Below are 23,028 nucleotides of genomic sequence, written 5' to 3' on the forward strand. Positions count from 1 at the left end.
TCCTTTTCTTCATCTTACCATGAAAAAAGTAGACACCCACACTTTTGTGAGTGTCTACTTTCATTTTACAAGTGCACATCCCATTAGGATGGCACCGTTTTTTATTGGAGACGATTAAGCTCTGCGCAGATTACAGCCAAAAGTGGAGGCAGCCAGCATCAACAAAAAGGTGGCGCAGTAAGCTGTAAAGACGGAGGAAGTCCAGCTAGTCAGAAGGACGCCGGCTCTCAGCAGAGGCAGATAGTAAAACTGGGTCAGCCAGCCTACGGGATTGAACCAGTATGCGTGAAGGATGAGCTCCTGCACACCCAGCAGGAGCAGAACAAGCAAGGCGATCAGATTAAGAGGCAGAATGACCGCAGCAGTACTTTTCATGCGGGGCCGAGCCAGGAAGGCAATCAAGCCCCATACCAGCAGAAGCAATAAGGCGATGAGCAAAAGAGGTGGCAGCGAGTTCTGCCAAGTCAGCATAGCCCAGTTCATGACTCCACCCAAGACAAAGGGGAGGGCGCCAAGACAGGTCAACAGAAACGTTATGGGGATTACCTCCTTATGTTGGGCAAACCGAGGCTCCGCCCTTATTTATCATTATCATAACAGGGAAAATGGCGGATTACAATAGATTGTCCCCGGTTTTACTTGACTTTTACACCGAATATGCCTATACTATAACCATTCATGTGCAAAGACAGCGATGGGAAGGAGTACCTGCGCAAAAGGTACAGAGAGGAGCCGGTTTGGTGCAAGGCTCTCCGAAGGCGCAGGGAAGGTCGTCCCGGAGTCCCGCCTCCGAATGGAGTAAGAGGCGGCGGGCCCTCCCGTTACAGAGGCAAGAGTGCCCCGTAAGGGGAATTCAGGTGGTACCGCGGACTTTTGGTTCGCCCTGAGCAACAGCTTGGGGCGAACCTTTTTGCTTTGCCCCGAAAAGGAGTGTATCAGATGAAGAAAGAACTTCCCAAGGTCTATGAACCCCAGGAGGTGGAGGGCCGCGTCTACAAGATGTGGGAGGAGAACGGCTGCTTTGAAGGCCACCGGGACCCCGACAAGAAGCCCTTTACCATTGTTATGCCGCCCCCCAACGTCACCGGCCAGCTCCACATGGGCCACGCCATGGACTCCACCCTTCAGGATATCCTGATCCGCTTCAAGCGGATGCAGGGCTACGCCGCTCTGTGGGTGCCCGGCACCGACCACGCCGGTATCGCCACCCAGATCAAGGTGGAGGAGGAGCTGCGCACCAAGGAGGGCCTGTCCCGCTATGACCTGGGCCGGGAGAAGTTCCTGGAGCGGGTGTGGGACTGGAAGCACAAGTACGGTGGCCGCATTGTGGAGCAGCAGAAGAAGCTGGGCGCCTCCTGCGACTGGTCCCGGGCCCGGTTTACCATGGACGAGGGCCTCAGCAAGGCTGTCCGCCATGTGTTTGTCTCTCTGTACAAGAAGGGCCTTATTTACAAGGGCTCCCGCATCATCAACTGGTGCCCCCACTGTGTCACCGCCCTCAGCGACGCCGAGGTGGAGTATCAGGACAAGCCGGGCAATTTCTGGCACATCCGCTACCCCATCCAGGGGGAGGAAGGCCGCTATGTTATCGTGGCCACCACCCGGCCTGAGACCATGCTGGGCGACACCGGCGTGGCGGTCAACCCCAACGACGAGCGGTACAAGGACATTGTGGGCAAGAAGTGCATCCTGCCCCTGGTGGGCCGGGAGATGCCCATCGTGGCCGACGACTATGTGGACATGGAGTTCGGCACCGGCTGCGTGAAGATGACCCCCGCCCACGACCCCAACGACTTTGAGGTGGGCCTGCGCCAGAACCTGGAGACCATCCGGGTGCTGGACGACAACGGCAAGGTGGTGGAGGGCTACGGCCGCTACTCCGGCATGGACCGCTACGAGGCCCGGAAGGCCATCGTAGCCGACCTGGAGGAGCAGGGCTACCTGGTGAAGGTGGAGCCCCACCAGCACAACGTGGGCACCTGCTACCGCTGCCACAATGACGTGGAGCCCCTCATCTCCGCCCAGTGGTTTGTGAAGATGGAGCCCCTGGCGAAAGAGGCCCTGCGGGTGGTCAACGAGGGCGAGGTCAAGTTCGTCCCCGACCGCTTCTCCAAGATCTACACCAACTGGATGGAGAACGTCCATGACTGGTGTATTTCCCGCCAGCTGTGGTGGGGCCACCAGATCCCCGCCTGGACCTGCCAGGAGTGCGGCCACATCACCGTGTCCGAGACCGATCCCACCGAGTGCGAGCACTGCCACTCCCACAATATCAAGCAGGAAGAGGACGTGCTGGACACTTGGTTCTCCTCCGCTCTGTGGCCCTTCTCCACACTGGGCTGGCCGGAGGAGACCGAGGACTACAAGTATTTCTATCCCACCGACGTGTTGGTCACCGGTTACGACATCATCTTCTTCTGGGTGGCCCGGATGATCTTCTCCGGCTGTGAGCACACCGGCAAGCCCCCCTTCCACACTGTGTTCATCCACGGCCTGGTGCGGGACGACAAGGGCAGAAAGATGTCCAAGTCCCTGGGCAACGGCATCGACCCCCTGGAGATGGCCAACCAGTACGGCGCCGACGCTCTGCGCTTTAACCTGGTGACCGGCAACTCTCCCGGAAACGATATGCGCTTCTACACCGAGCGGTGCGAGGCCATGCGCAACTTTGCCAACAAGATCTGGAACGCCTCCCGCTTCCTGATGATGAATTTGACCATCGACCAGTGCCAGCTGCCCGACCAGCTGGAGCTGGAGGATAAGTGGATTCTCTCCAAGCTCAACAGCGTCATCCCTGAGATCACCGAGAACATGGACCGCTACGAGCTGGGCGTGGCCGCTCAGAAGGTGTACGACTTCATCTGGGACTCCTACTGCGACTGGTATATCGAGCTGACCAAGACCCGCCTCCAGGGGGAGGACGAGGGGGCCAAGGTACGGGCCCAGCAGGTACTGTGCTACGTGCTCACCGAGATTCTGAAGCTCCTCCACCCCTTCATGCCCTATATCACCGAGGAGATCTGGCAGGCGCTGCCCCATGAGGGCGACTATCTGATGCTCCAGCAGTGGCCGGAGCACCGGGCCGACCTGGAATTCCCCGAAGAGGAGAAGGCCATGGAGCTGGTCATGGACGCCATCCGGGCCATCCGGGCCAGAAGGGCCGAGATGAACGTGCCCCCCTCCAAGAAGGCTCAGCTCACCGTGGCCACCGGGGAGAAGGCGGTCTTTGAGCAGGGTATCCCCTTCCTGAAGCGTCTGGCCTACGCCAGCGAGGTGAAGGTGGTGGACGCCGACGCCGCTCTGGAAACCCAGGGCATGGTGGCCGTCGCCACCCACGCCGCCCGGCTCTTCCTGCCCTTGGCTGAGCTGGTGGACCTGGAGAAGGAGAAGGCCCGTATCCAGAAGGAGCTGGACAAGAACCGCAAGGAGCTGGACAAGCTGGAGACCAAGCTCAATAACCCCGGCTTTGTGAACAAGGCCCCCGCCAATGTGGTGGAGGCCGAGCGGGAACGGGCGGACAAGCTGCGGGCTCTGCTGGCGAAATTGGAAGAATCTGCCGCTGCTTTGGGCTGACCAAAGGGTAGAAAAACTGCGAAACGCCGCCATCGGATGCGGATGGCGGCGTTTCTGTGCCTGTTTTGTCATACTTTGTTACACAACTGTGGTTGTGCTTCGGCGGAGAATGGGATAAAATGTACTGGAATTACAGTAAGCCTGGAACAGATAGACAGGTTGCGGGCTGGAAAGGAGGCTGGAAGAATTGAAGAAAGTGATCCCGCTTTTGGCGGCGCTGTTGCTGCTGAGCGGGTGTACCAGCGCCTGCCAGGGTACGGAGGTTGTGGCTACAGCCGCGCCCAGCGAGGCCGTCACACCGGAGCTCCATGAGAGTACCCCGCCCACCCCTTCTGCTGTGCCATCGGGTACCCCGGCGGTGGAGACGTCTGCTCCGCCGGCGACCCATTCGCCGGAGCCTTCCCCTGACCCCATCCCTACGCCCACCCCCACGCCTACACCCGCCCCGTCCGATGACAACAGGCCGGACGACGAGACGGTGCTAGCTGCCTATCGGGCGGCGGTGGAGGCCTTCTGGTGGTTCCAGGTGGAGCCCCTGCCCCTCGACCGCTCGGACAGCAAGGAGCTGGACGGCCAGGTATACTACCGGGTGGACTACCCCGGTATTGACAGCACTGCCAGCCTGCGGGGCCATCTGAAGAGCTTGTTTTCCGACGATCTGGTGGAACGGCTGATGCCCTATGACGGGAAGCAGTATGTGGATATTGACGGCGTACTCTATGGGCAGGATGGCGGCCGGGGCACCGATATCACCCGGGGGTCTGAGACCGCCCAGGTGCTGCGGGATGATAACCCGGACCGCTGTACCGTGCGGGTGACGGTGGAGGTGGTGGACCCGGAGCAGAACGGCGCGGTGACCGGTTCGCTGACCTTTGACTTCCCATACGAAAAAGTAGGGGAGAAGTGGATCTTTACCGATTTTTCCCTGGTCCGTTGACCCCTTCGACAAATTATATAGACGAGTTGTGATAGGATCGCAGTATACCAAAAATTGGTATACTGCGATTTTTTTACAGGAGGGACAAGCCATGGCAGTGACCTGCAAGGCGGAGCATCGGGAGCTGTACGCCGCCATTGACGGAGAGGTGGATCACCACCGGGCCAGGAAGATTCTGGGGGAGCTGGTACGGCAGATGGACCTGGTCTTGCCCAAGAAGCTGACGGTGGACCTGGGGGGCGTCACCTTTATGGACAGCTCGGGCATTGCCATCCTGCTGCGGGCCTGCCGCAGGATGGGGGAGCTGGAGGGGTCCATGCAGGTGGTGAACGTGCCGGAGCAGGCGGACAAGGTCCTGCGGGCGGCGGGGCTGGACCGGCTGATTCTCATGATCCCGGCCCAAACGGCAGGAAAGCCAGGTCAAATTTGAAGGACGGAGGATATACATCATGAAACCCAAGAACGAGGCTGTGGTGGCCTTTCTCAGCCGGTCGGCCAATGAGAGCTTTGCCCGTACCACGGCGGCCTGCTTTGCCGCCCAGCTGGACCCCACCCTGGAGGAGGTCAACGACATCAAAACGGCGGTGAGCGAGGCGGTGACCAACTGCATCGTCCACGCCTACCCGGACAGTCTGGGCATGGTACATATGCGGCTGCGGCTGTTTGAGGACTACACCCTGGAGATCCAGATCAAGGACAAGGGGGTGGGGATTCCCGACGTGGAGCAGGCCCGGAAACCCATGTATACCACCGGCGGAGAGGAGCGCAGCGGCATGGGCTTTACCATTATGGAGAGCTTTATGGACCTGGTCAAGGTGCGCTCCACGCCGGGGAAGGGAACGGTGGTCACCATGCGCCGCCGTATCTCCCGCCGGGCGGGAGGGGCCGGATGAGCGTGGCGGACACCCCCGCCCTGCTGGAGGAGGCCCGCCGGGGGGATAACGAGGCCTGCGCCCGGCTCATTGAGGAAAACGGCGGTCTGATCTGGTCCATCGTGCGGCGCTACTATGGCCGGGGGGTGGAGCCGGAGGATCTCTATCAGCTGGGGTGTCTGGGGTTTGTCAAGGCGGTACGGGGATTTGACCCCGCCTTTGGCTGTCAGTTCTCCACCTATGCCGTGCCCAAGATCGCCGGTGAGATCCGCCGGTATCTGCGGGACGACGGGACCATCAAGGTAAGCCGGGGCCTGAAAGAGCGGGGGGCAGTCATCCGGGCCGCCCGGGAGCGGTTGGCCGCCGCCCTGGGCCGGGAGCCCACCCTGTCCCAGCTGTCCGAGGCCACCGGGCTGGAGCCGGAGGAGATCGCCGCCGCCGAGGAGGCGGGACTGCCGGTGGCCTCTCTTCAGATGGAGACCAGCGACGGCCTGACCCTGGAGAGCGTGCTGGGCACCGACGGCATGGAGGAGGCGGTGGTGGAGCGGGAGGCCCTGCGGGGGGCCATTTCCTCCCTGCCCGACCGGGAAAAGCAGGTCATTTTGCTGCGCTATTACCGGGGGATGACCCAGGAGCGGGCGGCCAAGGTGCTGGGGGTAAGCCAGGTCCAAGTGTCCCGCATTGAGCGCCGGGCGGTGGAAAAGCTGCGGCACAAGCTGGAGGAGTAGCGAGACGCTTCTCAAAAATGCAAGCATTTTTTCGAGGAGATGCAGCCCGCTCTGTTTTGCAGCCTGCGGCCGCCATATATGGCGGCCCTACGCTTCGCTGTCCCAAAACTCGTCTAGGCGGCCCAGCTCCATGCCCAGCCGGAGGCCCAGGCAGAAGGCGGCGTCCAGCCGCCAGGAGGTCGCCCGGTCCCGGTAGTCCAACAGGTCCAGCACCTCTTCCACTACCGGTTCCGGGTGCGTGTCCTGGAATTGTGTCCAGATGGTTTCGCTGTCCCGTTTGGCCTTTCCGTAGGGGGCCAGGCGGGACAGTTTTTCCTGGAGCAGCAGGGTTTTCGTTTGTTCCAACAGACGGAAGGGTTTTTCCATATTTGTCACCTCAATGAGGTTATAGCACATTGCAATATATGATTCAATTGATATATTGCATAAAGCAATAATTTACACCTATTGCTGTCAGCTATATAATACAAGCGAGGTGGAAACGGTGAATGATTATAAGGTATTGATTCGCCAAAAAAGGCAGGAAAAAGGGATTAGTCAGAATCAATTGGCGAAACTTGTTGGGATATCACAACCCTATATGAACCAAATTGAAACAGGTGTCCGTAATCCCACACTTCCGACGCTTATGAAAATCTGTGAGATTTTAGAGATTTCTTTATTCCATCAGGAGGAAACCTAGAGTGGTTTTTTTCGTCTAAAGAGCGTATAATGACCAGATGGAAAAACAACAAGGAAGTTGGAGTGATATGGAAGATATTCTCTATATTGTTGTCCCCTGCTACAACGAAGAAGAGGTGCTCCCTGAAACGTCCCGGCGGCTGCGGGAAAAGCTGGAGGCCATGATGGCGGCGGGGACTGTCTCCAGGGATAGCCGGATTCTGTTTGTCAACGACGGCTCCAAGGACAGGACCTGGGAGGTCATCGAGGAGCTGCACCAGACCTGTCCCCTTTTCTCCGGGGTGGACCTGACCCGCAACCGGGGCCACCAGAACGCTCTGCTGGCGGGGCTGATGACCGCCAAGGAGCGGTGTGACATGGCCATTTCCATGGACGCCGACTTGCAGGACGACGTGGACGCGGTGGACCGCATGGTGGAGCAGTATTACGCCGGGTGTGATATCGTCTACGGTGTGCGCTCCTCCCGAAAGAAGGATACCTTCTTCAAACGCTTTACCGCCGAGGGTTTTTACCGTCTGATGAACGCCATGGGAGCGGAGACGGTGTTCAACCACGCCGACTACCGCCTCATGTCCCGCCGGGCGCTGGAGGGGCTGTCCCAGTTCCGGGAGGTCAACCTGTTCCTCCGGGGCATTGTGCCCATGATCGGCTACCGCACCGGCACCGTGGAGTACGAGCGGGGGGAGCGCTTTGCCGGTGAGAGCAAGTACCCTCTGAAAAAAATGCTGTCCTTTGCCATGGAGGGCATCACCTCCCTGTCGGTCAAGCCCATCCGCATGATTACCGGCCTGGGCTTTTTGGTGTTCGCCATCAGCATCATCATGCTGATCTACTCCATTGTCCGCTGGGCCATGGGGGAGACCATCTTGGGCTGGGCCAGCCTGATCTGCTCGGTGTGGGCCATCGGCGGGCTGATCCTGCTCTCTCTGGGGGTCATCGGCGAGTACATTGGAAAGATCTATCTGGAGACCAAGGAGCGGCCCCGGTTCCTGATCCGGGAGGTGCTGGAGGACAAGCATGGCAAAGCTGATTGATACAAGCATCCCCAAGTTTTTGCTGGTGGGGGTGGGCAACACCTTGTTGTCCATGGTGCTCATGTTCCTGCTGGAGGGGCTGGGCTACTGGCCGTCCACCGCCATCGCCTATGTGGCGGGAGCGGTGATGAGCTTTTTCCTCAACCGGCACTTCACCTTCCGCAGCCAGGAGACCCTGCTGCGCTCGGCGGTGAAATTTGCCATCAACGTGGCGGTGTGCTATGTGGTGGCCTATGCCCTGGCCCAGCCCATTGCCGGATGGGTGCTGGGAAATACCGGCCTGAGCTTGCTCTGGCAGGAGCGGCTCACCAAATTGGGGGGCATGGCCCTGTATACCGTGCTCAACTATTTCGGACAGCGGTTTTTCGCCTTTCAGAAAAAACGGGAAGCGGCGGATTAAATTTGTGTGAAATCCGACGGGCTCCCCTTGCGTATATCGGGAAAAGGGATTAAAATAATATCTGCTGAATAAACCGCAAGGAGGCAGGTAGTATGGCTTTTATCGACGAACTGAGAGACAAGGCGGCGGATCTGGGCCGGGCCGGTATGGCCAAGTCCAAGCAGCTGATGGAGATCACCAAGCTGTCCCTGAACAATTCCGGCGAGGAGGACGCCATCCGTAAGGCCTATCTGGAGATCGGCAAGCTCTATTACGCCGAGCAGGGGAGCGCACCCGAGCCGGCCTATGCCGCCCTGTGCCAACGGATCACCGCCGCCCGCCGCAACATTGAGGAGAACAAGGCCCGCATCGCCCAGCTCAAGCGGGAGGGCGTGCTGTCCGACGAGGACATCATCCAGGCCACGGCTGAGGTCAAGGATGCTGAGTTCCAGGATATCGACGACACAGAGGAATAAAAAGAAGAACAAAAATGGCCCCCGCCGGATGGCGGGGGCCATTTTTTGTTGGTGAGCCGCTTTTAACCTTTGAGATAGGCCAAAATGTCGGCGGCGTTGGTGTCCGGCTTGACCTTGGGCATGACCTTTTCGATCACGCCGTTGGGGTCAATGACAAAGGTGGAGCGCACCACACCCATGCTCACCTTGCCGTAATTCTTTTTCTCCTGCCAAACGCCATAGGCCTGAATGGCGGTTAGCTCCGGGTCGGAGAGGAGCAGGAAGGGCAGACTGTTTTTTTCTGCGAATTTCTGGTGAGAGGCCACCGAGTCCTTGCTGATGCCGATGACCACCGTGTCCAGGGCCTGAAATTCCCCGAAGGAGGCGGCATAGGCGCAGGCCTGGCGGGTGCAGCCGGGGGTATTGTCCCGGGGATAGAAATAGAGTACCACCCGTTTGCCCAGGAAACTGGACAGGGTGACAGGGTTGCCGTCTTTGTCAGGCAGGGTAAAGTCCGGGGCGTGGGTTCCAACTTCCAGCATGTTATGGTTCCTCCTTTAAAAATACATAGTGGTCCGGTTGGGAGTGGGCGGGGGAGAAGCGGTAGCCCAGATCGGAGAAGGCGGTCAGGGCCTCAGCCGATTGGACGTCATGTTCCGCCATCCAGCGGACCATCTGCCCCCGGGCCATTTTGCACATGGTACCCTTTTCCACCACCTTATCCCCCTTTTGCTCCCCAAAGGTGCAGGTGAGCAGGCGGACGGAGGGAAGCAGATGGGGGATTACCGCCCGGCTGTACTCCTTGGAGGCCAGATTGACCACCAGATCAGTCTCACCGGCCAGCGTTCGGGCCAGCTTGTCCCCCCAAAAGGCGTACAGGTCCTTGTGGCCATCCACCGAAAGGGGCGCGGCCATCTCCAAGCGGTAGGGGGTGACCCCGTCAAAGGGCCGCAGCAGACCATAAAAGCCGGAGAGGATGCGTAAGTGTTCCCGGACGTAGGCAAGCTGGTCCCGGTCAAACACGCCGGGGGCCATGTATTGGTACTGGATACCCTCATAGGACAGCAGAGCGGGGGTGAGCTGCCGGCGCAGGTCCATGGTTTCCAGCCGCCGGACATTGAGGGCGGTAATGGCGTCATTGCACTTCCATAACCGCTGTAATTCCTTGGCGGTCCTGGATTGCAGGGCAGCCAGCAGCCGCTCGGTTTCCGGCAGAAAAGCGGGCAGGGCCTCCGGGGCAAAGCTGTCGGTGTCCACCCGCATTTTTTTGGCAGGGGAAATTAAAATACGCATGGGTTTCCCTCCTGATGATACAGTGGAATCAGGTAATGACATTATACCACGGTTTTTGGCCCAGGCAACCAGGGGATGCGGGACGGTTGCAAAGACGGAAAAAACGTGCTAGTATAATTATTCATCAGGAGAATGAGAAAGAGGTTTGAAGAGAGGTGAAAGGGCCCATGCGGACTGCGGTCATATCCAGGGATGTCATTCTGGAGGCCAGCCGGGGGCTGCTGCGGGAGCGGGGTTGGTCGGCCCTCAATATGCGCTCGGTAGCGGCGGAATGCGGCGTGGCGGTAGGGTCTTTGTATAACTATTTTCCGTCCAAAACAGAACTGGTCATGGCCACGGTGGAGAGCGTGTGGCAGGAGCTGTTCCAGGTGCCGGAGTGCTTTGGGACAGAGGAACGGTTTTGCCGCTGCGCGGCGTGGCTTTATCACAGTATGCAGACGGGGAATGAGACCTATCCCGGTTTTCTGACCCTTCACGCCATGGGCTTTACCACCGGCGGGAAGCTGGAGGGCAGGCGGATGATGGAGCGGACCCAGGCCAAACTGCGGGAGGATATGTGCAAGGTGCTGCTCCAGGACGAACAGGTGCGCTCCGATGTATTTGACGAGCGCCTGACGCCGGAGGGCTTTGTGGAGCTGGTCTTTTCCATACTGCTCTCGGCGCTGCTGCGGGGGGAGCAGAGCTGTGAGCAGCAGCTGGAAATGATCCGCCGGGTGCTATACTGAGATTTTATAAGGAGTACAGCAGTTGTTGGTAGTTATTTAACTTGTGGGAAAAATTCCTAATCAGGAAGCCTCGCAGAGTTCCGCCGCCCGCAGGCGGCGGAATCAAATCAAAATCCGTCCTTTCCGGGGACATGCGCCTCGGAAAGGACACTTCTCATGACGGATGGGGTGACCATTTCGCAAGAAATCGAACCCCATCCATCATGCAATCCTTTGGTAAAAAAGACCTTTAGGTCTTTTTTACCAGTCTCAAGCGGCTGCTATTGGCAGCCGTTTTTTTATTCTGTCAAAGTGGATACTCTTGTGTCCCAAAGACAGAGGAACTATGTCCTAACTATGGCTAATTTTTAAACAAACTGCAAATCATTCCCTCTATTTGCCTGTTTTTCAGATTATTTTAAGCAGAAAGTCTATAATCAGGGACAGCGTCCGTACTTCCGCGGCGCGCGTAAGGAGGGAAAGCATTTGATCGAGATCGACCATCTCACCAAGCGGTACGGCAGCCATACGGCCCTGTCCGACCTGAGCCTGACGGTGGAGCCGGGGCAGATCTACGGTTTCCTGGGGCCAAACGGCGCGGGCAAGTCCACCACCATGAACATTATGACGGGCTGCCTGGCGGCCACCGAGGGGACTGTCCGTATTGACGGCTATGACATCTTTGAGGAACCGGCCAAAGCCAAGGCCCTGATCGGCTATCTGCCTGAGCAGCCGCCGGTGTACCCGGATATGACGCCTTTGGAGTATCTGGATTTTGTGGCCCGGGCCAAGGGCGTGGACCGGAGCGCTCGGCAGAGCCAGCTGGACCGGGCCATGGAAGTGACCCAGATCCAGGGGGTGAAGGACCGGCTGATTAAAAATTTGTCCAAGGGCTATAAGCAGCGGGTGGGCATTGCCCAGGCCCTGCTGGGGGAGCCCCACGTCATCATTCTGGACGAACCCACCGTGGGCCTGGACCCCATCCAGATCATTGAGATCCGGGACCTGATTCAGGCCCTGGGGGAGGAGCATACCGTCATCCTCAGCAGCCATATTCTGTCTGAGGTGCGGGCGGTGTGCCGCCAGATCATGATCCTGTCCCGGGGGAGGCTGGTGGCCAGCGACACCCCGGACAATTTAGAGAAGCTCTTTGCCGGGACGGCCACCCTGGAGCTTACCATCAAGGGCGGAGAGGAGGCAGTGCGGGCCGCCCTGGCGCCCTTTGCGGAGAAGCTGACCTGCCAGCCTGAGGAAGAGGGTCGCCTGCGGGTCTGCCTGGAGAGCCAGCCGTCAGATGAGCTGAGCGAGCGGGTGTTTTACGCCTGCGCCGGGGCCAATCTGCCCATCCTGCGGATGGATCAGAAAAAGGCCAGTCTAGAAGATGTGTTCCTGGAGCTCACCGCCGCCGACCCGGAGCAGACGGAGGAGCGGACCGAACCGGAGGCCGAGACGGACGAAGCGGAAGAGGGAGGTGAGGAGCCATGACAGCCATCTACCGGCGGGAGCTGGGCTCCTACTTCCACGGCATGACCGCCTATGTGTTCATCGCCTTTTTGCTGGTCTTTTCCGGCATCTACACCATGATCTATAATCTCAATGCCGGTTATCCCAATTTTGAGTATGTACTCCAGGCTATGAGCATCATTTTCCTCATTGCCATCCCGGTGCTCACCATGCGGGTCGTCGCGGAGGAGCGGCGGCAGAAAACCGACCAGCTGCTCTACGCCCTGCCCTTGGGCATGACCCGGGTGGTGCTGGGCAAGTATCTGGCCATGCTCACGGTGGTGGCCATTCCCTGCGCCATCATGGGGCTGTATCCCCTGCTGCTGTCCGCCTTCGGCAGCGTCTTTCTCCCCACAGCCTACGGGACGCTGGTGGGCTTTTTCCTGCTGTCCGCCACTTTGGCCGCCATCGGCCTGTTCATCTCCTCTCTGACCGAGAATCAGGCAGTGGCCGCCGGACTGTGCTTCGGCGTTATGCTGCTGATCTTCTTTATGGCGGACCTGTCCGATCTGGTGCCCGATTCCACTGGGGCCTCTCTGGCGGCTCTGCTGGTGACGGTGCTGGCGGCGGCCGGTCTGGTGCGGATCTTCACCCGCTCCACACCGGCGGCGCTGGTGGTGGCCATTGCGGGGGAGGCAGGACTCTTTGTGGCCTATCTGACGGCGTCCGACGCTTTCGCCGGTCTGTTCGGCAAGCTGGCCGACGGCCTTTCGGTTTTTGAGCGGTTCTATGTCTTTGCCAACGGGGTTTTTGATCTGACCGCCGTTCTTTACTTCCTGTCTGTCATCGCTGTCGCCCTCTTTCTGGCAGTACAGTCCATGGAGAAACGGAGGTGGAGCTGATGAAGCGTAACATACCGTGGAGCGGCGTGAAGCACTCCTTCCGCAGCCGCGCCTTTCGGGCGGGAGGCTACAGTCTGGCCGCCGCCGCCATTGTCATCGCCATTGCGGTGGCTCTCAATCTGATGGTCAACGCCCTGCCGGCCTCCTGGACCAAGGTGGATCTGACCGATACGGGCCTTTATTCCTTGTCCAGCCAGACCGAGCAGCTGACCGCCGCCCTGGAGGAGGATGTCACCGTCTACTGGATCGTCCAGAGCGGCAGCGAGGACTCCACCCTGGGACAACTGCTGGAGCGGTACGAGAGCCTGTCCAAGCACCTGAAGGTGGTGGAAAAGGACCCGGTGGTCTATCCCAACTTTGCCCAGCAGTATACCGACGCCACCCTGTACAATAACTCTCTCATCGTGGTATGCGGTGACCGGAGCCGGTACATCAGTTACTACGACATCTACACCACCGATTACTCCGCCTACTATACCACCGGTACCGCCTCCACCCAGTTTGCCGGGGAGAGCGAGCTGACCTCCGCCATCGACTATGTCACCAACGAGGATCTGCCAGTGGTGTACACCCTTACCGGCCACGGCGAGAGCACGCTGCCCACCGAACTGACCCAGGGGGCGGAGGAGGAAAATCTGCTGCTGGAGGAGCTGTCCCTGGTCAACGGCGAGGCTGTGCCGGAGGACGCTGACGCTATTATCCTCTACTCGCCCAAGCGGGATCTCTCTTCTGAGGAAAAGGACGCCCTGCTGACCTACCTCCAGGGAGGCGGAAAACTGCTGCTGGTCACCGACTATATTGACGCGGAGATGCCCAATCTGGCCGAGCTGATGGCCTACTATGGCACTGCCCTGATGGACGGCATTGTGCTGGAGGGGGACAGCAGCCGTCACATGCAGGGCTACAATTACTACCTGCTGCCCGAGATCAACAGCCATGATGTGACTCAGCCTCTGGTGGATGGGGGCTACTATATCCTGATGCCCATCGCCCAGGGGATCACAGTGTCCGATGAGCTGCGGGACGGCCTGACGGTGACCCAGCTGCTCACCACCTCCAGCTCGGCCTATGCCAAGGCTGACGGCTACAACATCACCACCTTTGATAAGGAAGAGGGGGACGCAGACTGTCCCTTTGCCCTGGGCGTAGCCATCACCGAAGAGGTGGAGGGGGGACAAACCGGTATCGTCTGGCTCACCACCAGCTATATGTTTGACAGCGACAACAACCTGCGGGTGGCGGGGGCCAACAATGACCTGTTCCTCAACACACTGGACTGGATGTGCCAGCGGGAGAGCGCCATCTCCATCCGGGCCAAGGACCTGTCCACAGAGTATTTGACGGTGCCCTCCTCCTCGGCCTCCACCTGGAGCCTGATCCTGGTGGCTGTGGTGCCCCTGGCCTTCCTGGTGGGCGGCGCTGTGGTGACCATCCGAAGGAGGAGACGCTGATGAACCGAGGGAAAAAATTATTACTCCTGTGCGGCGCTCTGGTGGTGCTGGGGGCGGGCTACGCTGTGGCCCGTACGGTGAATGCCCAGCCCACCGAGGAGGAAGGAGTGGCCCTGACCACGCCCGCCGACGCTGCCCGGCTGGAGTGGACCTCTGACGGCGTGACTCTTGCCTTGGTGAAAGAGGACGACAGCTGGAGCTATGCCGACGACGGGGCTTTCCCACTGAACCAAGATGTGCCGGAGGAGATGACCGGGGCGCTGTCCGGTCTGACCGCCAGTCGGGTGCTGGACGAGCCGGAAACACTGGCCGACTACGGCCTGGATGACCCAAGCCTCACCATCACCGCTACTGACGGAGACGGCACGGCCTATACCTTTGCCATTGGCGATCAGAATGAGGTGACCCAGGAGTATTACCTGCTGTACAACGGGGACGAGAGCAAGGTCTATCTGGTGGACAGTGCGTTGCAGGACGCCTTCTCTCTGGGTCTGTACGACATGGTGCAGATGGAGAGTCTGCCCGCCTTTGGAACCGTGACCGGGCTCTCCGTGACCCAGCCCGACGGCAGCATCACCCTATCCTATTTGGAAGATAACGAGAGCCTGACCTACAATACAGACCTCCACTGGTTCCTGGAACAGCAGGACGGCACCCGGCTAGCCCTGGACACCGGAAAGGTCAGCTCTCTCACCTCCAGCCTCACTGGCCTGACCTGGATGTCCTGCGTCAATTATGACGCCGACGACCAGGAACTGGCCGCCTGGGGGCTGGACGAGGACTCGGCAGTCAAGGTGGTCCTCACCTATGAGCCGTCCAGCAGTGAGGATGACGAAGAGGGCGACGTGCAGCCGGAAACCTTCACCCTCTATCTGGGGGAGGAGACCGACAGCGGCACCTATGCCCGGCTGGCCGATTCCCGGATGGTCTACCTCATCAACAGCGATACGGCGGACAGTTTGCAGTATGCCTCCTATTCCTCTCTGCGGGGGGATGGGATCTGTACTGTGGACTGGGATACCGTGGACCGGCTGGAGGTGACGGTGGATGGGGTGACCCATACCATTTCCTTTGACGAACAGGAGGAGGAAACCGTGGCCGAGGGCGGCGATCCCGTTGTGGAGACGGTGCCTCTGTACACCTGTGACGGCGTAGAGCTGGACAGCACTGCGGTGGAAACCCTGCTGAACGCCATCAACGGTCTGATCGCCACCGGCGACGGCGGCAGTGCCGGACAGGGGGAGTTGCTGGTCAGCTTTACCATCTACCGGGATACCACCTATTTTGCCCAGCTGACCCTGGACTTGTACGCTTATGACACCAGCTCCTGTCTGGCGGTCTTTGACGGAGGAGCCGGGCGGCTGGTGGACCGCAGCGCGGTCTCCGGGCTTACCGATGCGCTGGACGACCTCTTTACAGAGGATTAACAAGCGTTCTCCATCTTTCATTTTTTGGGACCGGCGTGCCGTTATGTGAGGCGCGCCGGTCTCGGTTTTCCAGGCGTTTCCTGTTGTGGGCGGGAATGACGACTGGAGCTGCCGGACATACTGAGGGCGTGGAACCCTGTACAGAAATTGTAATATAATTTTCAAAATTATATTATGTTTTGCTGTTGACAAGATTATAGAGTGGAGACTATACTATAACCAGAGAAGAAAAACCTTACTCGTGTTTCTCAGATGGACAGGTGAATGCTATGAATCAGGAAAATATGTTACGGAGCACGCCCTCCGCCCTCTTTTATCATGCGGCAGCCCGACCGGTGCGCAAGGCCAAAAAGAAGCGGGACCCCTATGACGGCCTGCGGCCCTGGTCGGCCATCACCCACGGAATTGGAGCCGTGCTGGCCGCAGCGGGCACGGTGCTGCTGGTGGCCCGGTGCCTGCTGGAGGGGCTGAGCATCTGGCATCTGGTCTCCTTTTTGATCTACGGGGTGAGCATGGTGGGGCTGTATACCGCCAGTACCCTGTACCACTGCATCAACACCAGTGTGGCCGGGCGCATCGCCCTGCGGAAGTTTGACCACGCCTCCATCTATTTCCTCATCGCCGGCAGCTACACCCCCGTGTGTTTGGTGGCCCTGCGGGAGGTAGGGGCCTGGGGTTGGGGGCTCTTCGGTGTGATCTGGGGGCTGGCTCTGGCCGGTCTGGTGCTCACCCTGGTGTGGATCTCCGCCCCCCGCTGGCTCACCGCCGGCATCTATATCGCCATGGGCTGGCTGGCCGTCACCGCGCTGGTGCCGCTGCTTCAGGTGCTCCCCGCCGCGGGTATGTTCTGGGTGCTGGGCGGCGGTATCCTCTACACCATCGGTGGAGTGCTCTACGCCGTCAAGTGGCCCGGCCGGAACAACGCCAAGTTCGGCTGCCATGAGATCTTCCATCTGTTTATCCTGGCCGGCTCCCTGTTCCACTTTATGCTGATGTATCAGGTGGTCGCCGCGCTATAAGATTCAAAAACCGATGGACCCCAAGGGGGTCCATCGGTTTTTGCTGTAGAGTCACAAAAAAGAAAGGGGCCGCAGCAGTCGCTGCGGCCCCTCTCTCTTATAAATTCGTGTATCCCATCAGATACTGGTCCACATCCCGGGCTGCGCCCCGGCCCTCCTGGATGGCCCACACCACCAGGGACTGGCCCCGGCGCATATCGCCCGCGGCAAAGACGCCGGGCACATTGGTGGCATAGCCGCCCTCGGCGGTCTTGACGCAGGAGCGGGGGGTGCGCTCCAGCTGGAAAGCCTCCGGCACATAGTCCTGGGGCCCAAGGAAACCGGCGGCGATGAGGAGCAGCTCACAGTCCAGCACCTCTTCGGTGCCGGGCAGAGGCTTGTGGTCGGGGCCCAGCTTGACGATCTTGACCGCCTTCAGCTTGCCCTGCTCGTCCCCCAGCAGCTCGGCCACCGTGGTTTCGTAGATCCGGGGGTCGTAGCCGAAGCAGGCGATGGCCTCCTCCTGGCCGTAGTCGGTCTTGCACACCCGGGGCCACTCCGGCCAGGGGTTGTTTTCTGTTCGCTGGTCAGGGGCCTTGGGCATCATTTCCAACTGCACCACACTGGCGCAGCCGTGGCGGATGCAAGTGCCCACACAGTCATTGCCAGTGTCGCCGCCGCCCACAATGACCACGCGCTTGCCCTTGGCGGAGGGGTAGGTGCCCTCGGCCAGGTTGTGGGTCAGCAGGCTGCGGGTGGTTTCCTTCAAAAAGTCCACCGCAAACCAGACACCCTCCAGTTCCCGGCCGGGGACCGCCAGGTCCCGGGGCTGGGCGGCGCCGCAGCACAGCACCACCGCGTCAAACTGCTCCCTCAAAGCTTGGGGGGACAGGTCGTGGCCCACTTCCGCCCCGGTGCGGAAGGTTACACCCTCGGCGGCCATCCGGTCCAGACGGCGCTGAACGATGGTTTTCTCCAGCTTCATGTTGGGGATGCCGTACATCAGCAGGCCGCCGGGCCGGTCCTCTCGCTCAAAAACAGTGACCCAGTGGCCCCGCCGGTTGAGCTGGTCGGCACAGGCCAGGCCGGAGGGGCCGGAGCCCACCACCGCCACCTTCTTGCCGGTGCGGGCCTTAGGGGGACAGGGGCCCATCAGCCCCCGCTCCCAGGCGTCCTCGATGATGCCCAGCTCGTTTTCCCGGACGGTGACCGGGTCCCCGTGGAGGCCGCAGGTACAGGCCGCCTCGCACAGGGCGGGGCACACCCGACCGGTAAACTCGGGGAAGTTGTTGGTCTTCAGCAGCCGCTCCAGGGCGTGGGTGAAGTTGCCGGTGTAGATCAGATCGTTCCACTCGGGCACCAGGTTGTGAAGGGGACAGCCGGATACCATGCCGTTGAGCACCGCCCCGGACTGGCAGAAAGGCACGCCGCACGCCATGCACCGGGCGCCCTGCCGCCGACGGTCGTCCCGGCTGAGCCGGGGGTGGAACTCGTTATAGTGCTGAATACGCTCCAGGGGGGCCTCAGAGGGATTCCTCTTGCGCTGATATTCCAAAAATCCGGTTGGTTTTCCCATGGTTACTCCCCCTTCTGGTGGGTGTTGACATAGAAGGCCTCCACCTGTGCCTCTTCCCGGCTCATGCCCTTCTCCTCATACTGGGCGATGGTGCGCAGCATCCGGTCGTAGTCGTGGGGCAGGATCTTTTTAAACAGGGGCAGATAGTCCCCAAAGTGTTCCAGAATGTGCTTGGCTTTGGCCGAGCCGGTGGCGTCTGCGTGGGCCTGGATCAGTTCCCGCAGTTCGGCGGCGTCATGCTTCTCGGTGACCGGATCCATGGACACCAGGGCTTTGTTCAGCCGCAGGTACAGGTCACGGTCCTCGTCCAGTACATAGGCCACGCCGCCGCTCATACCGGCGGCAAAGTTCTTGCCGGTGCGGCCCAGGACAACCACCCGGCCGCCGGTCATATACTCACAGCCGTGGTCGCCCACGCCCTCCACCACAGCGGAGGCCCCCGAGTTGCGGACACAGAACCGCTCACCGGCCACGCCGTTCAGAAAGGCCTGGCCGCTGGTGGCGCCGTACAGGGCCACGTTGCCCACCAGAATGTTTTCCGCCGGGTCAAAGGTGCTGTTTTTGGGGGGATAGACCACCAGACGGCCGCCGGAGAGGCCCTTGCCCAGGTAGTCGTTGGCGTCGCCTTCCAGCTCTAGGGTCAGGCCCTTGGGGAGGAATGCGCCGAAGGACTGACCGCCGCCGCCGGTACACTTGACGGTAAAGGTGCCGCCGGGCAGGCTGTCCCCGTGGAGCCGGGTGATGTCGGAGCCCAGAATGGTGCCAACCGCCCGGTCGGTGGAGGAAACCGCCACCTCCAGCCGCTTGGGAGCCCCCTGGGCCAGGGCGTTGCCCAGCTTGCGCTCCAGACACTTCAGGTCCAGGGTGTCCTCCAGGTGGAAATCGTAGGCGTCCGCTGGGTCAAAGTGGGTCTTGGCCTCGGTGCCTACATAGGGGTTGTCCAGGATGGCAGACAGGTCCACCGTGGCGGCTCGGTCGTTGACCGCCGGGGCCCGGACGGCCAGCAGGTCGGTGCGGCCCACCAGCTCCTCCACGGTGCGCACACCCAGCTTGGCCATGTGCTCCCGCAGCTCCTGGGCGATGAAGCGCATGAAGTTGACCACATATTCCGGCTTGCCCCGGAACCGCTTGCGCAGCTCCGGGTTTTGGGTGGCTACGCCCACAGGGCAGGTGTCCAGGTTGCACACCCGCATCATGACGCAGCCCATGGTCACCAGGGGGGCGGTGGCAAAGCCGAATTCCTCGGCCCCCAGCATACAGGCGATGGCCACATCCCGGCCGCTCATCAGCTTGCCGTCAGTCTCCACCACCACACGGGAGCGCAGGCCATTCTGGATCAGAGTCTGGTGGGTCTCGGCCAGCCCCAGCTCCCAGGGCAGACCGGCGTTGTGGATGGAGGTGCGGGGGGCCGCGCCGGTGCCCCCATCATAGCCGGACACCAGCACCACCTGAGCGCCGGCCTTGGCCACACCGGCGGCGATGGTACCTACGCCTGCCTCGCTGACCAACTTGACCGAAATGCGGGCCTGCCGGTTGGCGCACTTCAGATCATAGATCAGCTGGGCCAGATCCTCGATGGAGTAGATGTCGTGGTGGGGCGGGGGAGAGATCAGGGTGACGCCGGGGGTGGAGTGGCGGCACCGGGCGATCCAGGGGTATACCTTACCGGCGGGCAGATGGCCGCCCTCGCCGGGCTTGGCGCCCTGGGCCATTTTGATCTGGATCTCCTTGGCGCTGACCAGATAGGCGCTGGTGACGCCGAAGCGGCCGGAGGCCACCTGTTTGATGGCCGAGTTGCGGGCGGGGTCGGCCAGCCGGTCGGGCTCCTCTCCCCCTTCGCCGGAGTTGGACTTGCCCCCCAGCAGGTTCATGGCCTGAGCCAGACACTCGTGGGCCTCCCGGGAGATGGAGCCGTAGCTCATGGCGCCGGTCTTGAAGCGCTTGACAATGGAGTCCACACTCTCCACCTGATCCAGAGGCAGGGGCGTGTCGGAATACTTCATGTCCAGCAAGCCCCGCAGGGTGTGGGGGCGGGTCTCGTCGTCCACCAGGGCGGTATACTGCCGGAACAGGCCGTAATCCCCCCGGCGGGTGGCCTCCTGCAGCAGATGGATGGTCTGGGGGTTGTACATGTGGTCCTCGCCGCCGGAGCGGGCCTTGTGGGCCCCCAGACTGTCCAGGGTTGGGTCGGTGCCCAGTCCCAGGGGGTCATAGGCCTTGGAGTGGTTGCGGTTGACCATGTCGGCGATCTCCGTCAGACCGATGCCGCCCACCCGGGAGACGGTGTTGGTGAAGTACCTGTCGATCACCGCCCGGCTGATGCCGATGGCCTCAAAAATCTGGGCGGACTGGTAGGACTGGAGGGTGGAGATGCCCATTTTGGAGGCAATCTTCACGATGCCGTGGAGAATAGCGCCGTTGTAATCGGCCACGGCGGTGTGGTAATCCTTATCCAGCAGGCCCTCGTCGATGAGCTCTACAATGGTTTCCTCAGCCAGATAGGGGTTGATGGCCCGGGCGCCGTAGCCCAGCAGGGTGGCAAAGTGGTGTACATCCCGGGGCTCGGCGGATTCCAGCAGAATGGAAACGGCGGTGCGCTTTTTGGTGCGGATCAGATGCTGCTCCATGGCGGACACTGCCAGCAGGGAGGGAATGGCCACGTGGTTTTCGTCCACGCCCCGGTCGGATAGGATGATGACGTTGGCCCCCTTCCGCCAGGCCCGGTCCACCGCCAGGGCCAGGTGATCCAGGGCCCGGTCCAGGGGGGTGTTTTTATAGTAGAGGATGGACACAGTCTCCACATGGAAGCCGGGCTGCTTCATGGCCTTGATCTTCATCAGGTCGGTGGAGGTGAGGATGGGGTTGTGGATCTGGAGCACCCGGCAGTTCTCCGGGCCCTCCACCAACAGGTTGCCGTCGTCGCCCACATAAACGGTGGTGTCGGTGACCACCTCTTCCCGGATGGCGTCGATAGGCGGGTTGGTGACCTGGGCGAAGAGCTGCTTGAAGTAGCTGAACAGGGGCTGGTCCTTGTCGTCCAGCACCGCCAGAGGGATATCGGCGCCCATGGCGGCGGTGGGCTCCGCCCCGGTGCGGGCCATGGGGAGGATGGTAGTGCGTACGTCTTCGTAGGTGTAGCCGAAGGCCTTTTGCAGCCGGTGAAGCCCCTCTTTGGTGTGGCGCTCCACCCGATGGTTGGGAATGGGCAGGTCCTTCAGGTGGAGCAGGTTGCCGTCCAGCCACTCGCCGTAGGGCTGGCGGGCGGCGTAGGACTCTTTCAGCTCGTCGTCGCCGATGATGCGGCCCTGGACGGTGTCCACCAGCAGCATCCGGCCGGGTTGGAGCCGGGATTTTTCCACGATCTGATCCGCCGGCAGGTCCAGTACACCTACCTCGGAGGACAGGATCAGCCGGCCGTCCCGGGTGACATAGTAGCGGGAGGGGCGCAGGCCGTTGCGGTCCAGCACCGCGCCCACTACGTCGCCGTCGGAGAAGAGGATAGAGGCCGGACCGTCCCAGGGCTCCATCAGGGTGGCGTAATACTGGTATAAATCCCGCTTGGACCGGGAGATAGCCTTGTCCTCCTTCCAGGGCTCGGGGATGCAGGCCATCACCGCCAGGGGCAGGTCCATACCCGCCATCATAAGAAACTCCAGGGTGTTGTCCAGCATGGCCGAGTCGGAGCCCGCCACGCTGACCACCGGCAGCACCTTGTCCATCTGGTCGTCCAGCAGGGGGGAGGACATGGTCTCCTCCCGGGCCAGCATCCGGTCCACGTTGCCCCGGATGGTGTTGATCTCACCGTTGTGAGCCATCAGCCGGTTGGGGTGGGCCCGCTCCCAGGAGGGATTGGTGTTGGTGGAGAACCGGGAGTGGACCAGAGCAATGGCGGACTGGTAGTCCTTGCTCTGAAGGTCGGGATAGAACTTGCGCAGCTGGCCCACCAGGAACATGCCCTTGTACACAATGGTACGGCTGGACAGGGAGGGCACATAGGTGTTGTCGTTGGACTGCTCAAACACCCGCCGGACGATATAGAGCCTGCGGTCAAAGTCCAGCCCCTGAGACACATCCTCCGGCCGGGCCACAAAGGCCTGCTCGATGACGGGCATCTTGTCCAGGGCCTTCTGGCCCAGAATCTCCGGGCACACCGGCACCGTCCGCCAGCCCAGGAAGGTCAGGCCCTCCTTGGCGGCGATGACCTCGAACATCTTCTTGGCCTGGCTGCGCTTCAGAGTATCCTGGGGGAAGAAGAACATACCAACGCCGTAGTCCCGGGGGCCGGGCAGGTCAATGCCCGCCGCGGGCGCGGCCTTGGAGAAAAAGCGGTGAGAGATCTGGACCAGGATGCCCACGCCGTCGCCGGTCTTGCCCTGGGCGTCCTTGCCCGCCCGGTGCTCCAGCTTTTCCACGATCTTCAGCGCGTCGTCCACCGTCCGGTGGCTGGGTCTGCCCTGGATATCTACCACGGCTCCGATGCCGCAGCTGTCATGCTCAAAGGCGGGGTGATAGAGTCCGCGAGGCGGATAGCCTTCTGTTTTCATGGTCGATTCCCCTTTCCGGGTAAAATTGCCC

The 23,028-nt window shown here is 60.9% G+C and carries 21 protein-coding genes and 1 other annotated feature; of the genes, 15 read left to right on the plus strand and 6 right to left on the minus strand.

Going from position 1 to position 23,028, the window contains the following annotated elements:
• Positions 1 to 114: 114 nt before the first annotated feature.
• Entirely contained in the window at positions 115 to 483 is a 369-nt protein-coding gene (locus Q0J75_RS05215; protein WP_297197703.1) for a hypothetical protein, read from the minus strand.
• A 199-nt stretch (positions 484 to 682) separates the two neighbouring features.
• Positions 683 to 889: a binding site (T-box leader), on the plus strand.
• Positions 890 to 939: 50 nt separating this feature from the next.
• Between Q0J75_RS05215 and Q0J75_RS05220 the strand changes: the two genes are divergently transcribed.
• The 5 genes from Q0J75_RS05220 to Q0J75_RS05240 all read left to right on the plus strand — a co-directional run bounded on the left by Q0J75_RS05220 (position 940) and on the right by Q0J75_RS05240 (position 6,110).
• Positions 940 to 3,573, plus strand: coding sequence for a valine--tRNA ligase (locus Q0J75_RS05220; protein WP_297197706.1), 2,634 nt, complete (start codon positions 940 to 942; stop codon positions 3,571 to 3,573).
• 196 nt (positions 3,574 to 3,769) lie between these two features.
• On the plus strand, positions 3,770 to 4,510 hold the full coding sequence (locus Q0J75_RS05225; RefSeq protein ID WP_297197839.1) for a hypothetical protein: 741 nt from the start codon (positions 3,770 to 3,772) through the stop codon (positions 4,508 to 4,510).
• 91 nt (positions 4,511 to 4,601) lie between these two features.
• Entirely contained in the window at positions 4,602 to 4,940 is a 339-nt protein-coding gene (locus Q0J75_RS05230) for an STAS domain-containing protein (RefSeq protein WP_297197710.1), read from the plus strand.
• 19 nt (positions 4,941 to 4,959) lie between these two features.
• Positions 4,960 to 5,403 (plus strand): anti-sigma F factor, encoded by a 444-nt coding sequence (gene spoIIAB / locus Q0J75_RS05235; protein WP_297197712.1) that lies wholly within the window; start codon positions 4,960 to 4,962, stop codon positions 5,401 to 5,403.
• Positions 5,400 to 6,110, plus strand: a complete 711-nt coding sequence (locus Q0J75_RS05240; RefSeq protein WP_297197715.1) for a sigma-70 family RNA polymerase sigma factor — start codon at positions 5,400 to 5,402, stop codon at positions 6,108 to 6,110. Before spoIIAB ends, Q0J75_RS05240 begins: the two co-directional genes overlap by 4 nt.
• Before the next feature lie 87 nt (positions 6,111 to 6,197).
• On the opposite strand, the gene Q0J75_RS05245 is transcribed toward Q0J75_RS05240, so the two are convergent.
• A complete protein-coding gene (locus Q0J75_RS05245) occupies positions 6,198 to 6,476 on the minus strand; it encodes a hypothetical protein (RefSeq protein WP_297197718.1) in 279 nt (92 codons plus the stop codon).
• Between the two features lie 118 nt (positions 6,477 to 6,594).
• On the opposite strand from Q0J75_RS05245, the gene Q0J75_RS05250 reads away from it, so the two are divergent.
• The 4 genes from Q0J75_RS05250 (at position 6,595) to Q0J75_RS05265 (ending at position 8,680) form a co-directional block, all read left to right on the plus strand.
• A complete protein-coding gene (locus tag Q0J75_RS05250) occupies positions 6,595 to 6,792 on the plus strand; it encodes a helix-turn-helix domain-containing protein (protein WP_297197721.1) in 198 nt (65 codons plus the stop codon).
• A gap of 67 nt (positions 6,793 to 6,859) precedes the next feature.
• Positions 6,860 to 7,825, plus strand: a complete 966-nt coding sequence (locus Q0J75_RS05255; protein ID WP_297197724.1) for a glycosyltransferase family 2 protein — start codon at positions 6,860 to 6,862, stop codon at positions 7,823 to 7,825.
• Positions 7,809 to 8,225: a GtrA family protein gene (locus tag Q0J75_RS05260; protein ID WP_297197726.1), complete on the plus strand. Its 417-nt coding sequence runs from the start codon at positions 7,809 to 7,811 to the stop codon at positions 8,223 to 8,225. Before Q0J75_RS05255 ends, Q0J75_RS05260 begins: the two co-directional genes overlap by 17 nt.
• A 92-nt stretch (positions 8,226 to 8,317) precedes the next feature.
• Positions 8,318 to 8,680, plus strand: coding sequence for a serine proteinase (locus Q0J75_RS05265; RefSeq protein WP_297197728.1), 363 nt, complete (start codon positions 8,318 to 8,320; stop codon positions 8,678 to 8,680).
• 62 nt (positions 8,681 to 8,742) lie between these two features.
• Here the strand turns inward: Q0J75_RS05265 and bcp are convergent, their stop codons facing one another.
• Positions 8,743 to 9,201, minus strand: a complete 459-nt coding sequence (bcp, locus tag Q0J75_RS05270) for a thioredoxin-dependent thiol peroxidase (protein ID WP_297197730.1) — start codon at positions 9,199 to 9,201, stop codon at positions 8,743 to 8,745.
• 1 nt (position 9,202) lies between these two features.
• Positions 9,203 to 9,952: a peroxide stress protein YaaA gene (gene yaaA, locus Q0J75_RS05275; protein ID WP_297197732.1), complete on the minus strand. Its 750-nt coding sequence runs from the start codon at positions 9,950 to 9,952 to the stop codon at positions 9,203 to 9,205.
• A gap of 167 nt (positions 9,953 to 10,119) precedes the next feature.
• Here yaaA and Q0J75_RS05280 point away from each other — a divergent pair, with 167 nt between their 5' ends.
• From Q0J75_RS05280 to Q0J75_RS05305, 6 genes are all read left to right on the plus strand, one after another.
• A complete protein-coding gene (locus Q0J75_RS05280) occupies positions 10,120 to 10,677 on the plus strand; it encodes a TetR/AcrR family transcriptional regulator (RefSeq protein WP_297197735.1) in 558 nt (185 codons plus the stop codon).
• A gap of 465 nt (positions 10,678 to 11,142) precedes the next feature.
• Positions 11,143 to 12,141, plus strand: a complete 999-nt coding sequence (locus Q0J75_RS05285) for an ABC transporter ATP-binding protein (RefSeq protein WP_297197738.1) — start codon at positions 11,143 to 11,145, stop codon at positions 12,139 to 12,141.
• Positions 12,138 to 13,001, plus strand: a complete 864-nt coding sequence (locus tag Q0J75_RS05290; protein ID WP_297197741.1) for an ABC transporter permease subunit — start codon at positions 12,138 to 12,140, stop codon at positions 12,999 to 13,001. Before Q0J75_RS05285 ends, Q0J75_RS05290 begins: the two co-directional genes overlap by 4 nt.
• Positions 13,001 to 14,452: a GldG family protein gene (locus Q0J75_RS05295; protein ID WP_297197744.1), complete on the plus strand. Its 1,452-nt coding sequence runs from the start codon at positions 13,001 to 13,003 to the stop codon at positions 14,450 to 14,452. The genes Q0J75_RS05290 and Q0J75_RS05295 overlap by 1 nt, the downstream gene beginning before the upstream one ends.
• The gene (locus tag Q0J75_RS05300; RefSeq protein ID WP_297197747.1) at positions 14,452 to 15,879 is read left to right on the plus strand and encodes a DUF4340 domain-containing protein; all 1,428 of its coding nucleotides are present in this window, start codon (positions 14,452 to 14,454) and stop codon (positions 15,877 to 15,879) included. Before Q0J75_RS05295 ends, Q0J75_RS05300 begins: the two co-directional genes overlap by 1 nt.
• Positions 15,880 to 16,148: 269 nt before the next feature.
• Complete coding sequence (locus Q0J75_RS05305) at positions 16,149 to 16,898, plus strand: PAQR family membrane homeostasis protein TrhA (protein WP_297197749.1); 750 nt, start codon at positions 16,149 to 16,151, stop codon at positions 16,896 to 16,898.
• Between the two features lie 97 nt (positions 16,899 to 16,995).
• On the opposite strand, the gene Q0J75_RS05310 is transcribed toward Q0J75_RS05305, so the two are convergent.
• Together Q0J75_RS05310 and gltB are read right to left on the minus strand one after the other, a co-directional pair.
• A complete protein-coding gene (locus Q0J75_RS05310; protein WP_297197751.1) occupies positions 16,996 to 18,453 on the minus strand; it encodes a glutamate synthase subunit beta in 1,458 nt (485 codons plus the stop codon).
• Positions 18,454 to 18,455: 2 nt separating this feature from the next.
• Positions 18,456 to 22,997, minus strand: a complete 4,542-nt coding sequence (gltB, locus tag Q0J75_RS05315) for a glutamate synthase large subunit (protein WP_297197754.1) — start codon at positions 22,995 to 22,997, stop codon at positions 18,456 to 18,458.
• Between the last annotated feature and the right edge of the window lie 31 nt (positions 22,998 to 23,028).

Source organism: uncultured Flavonifractor sp., from assembly GCF_944385615.1.
GTDB lineage: Bacteria > Bacillota > Clostridia > Oscillospirales > Oscillospiraceae > Flavonifractor.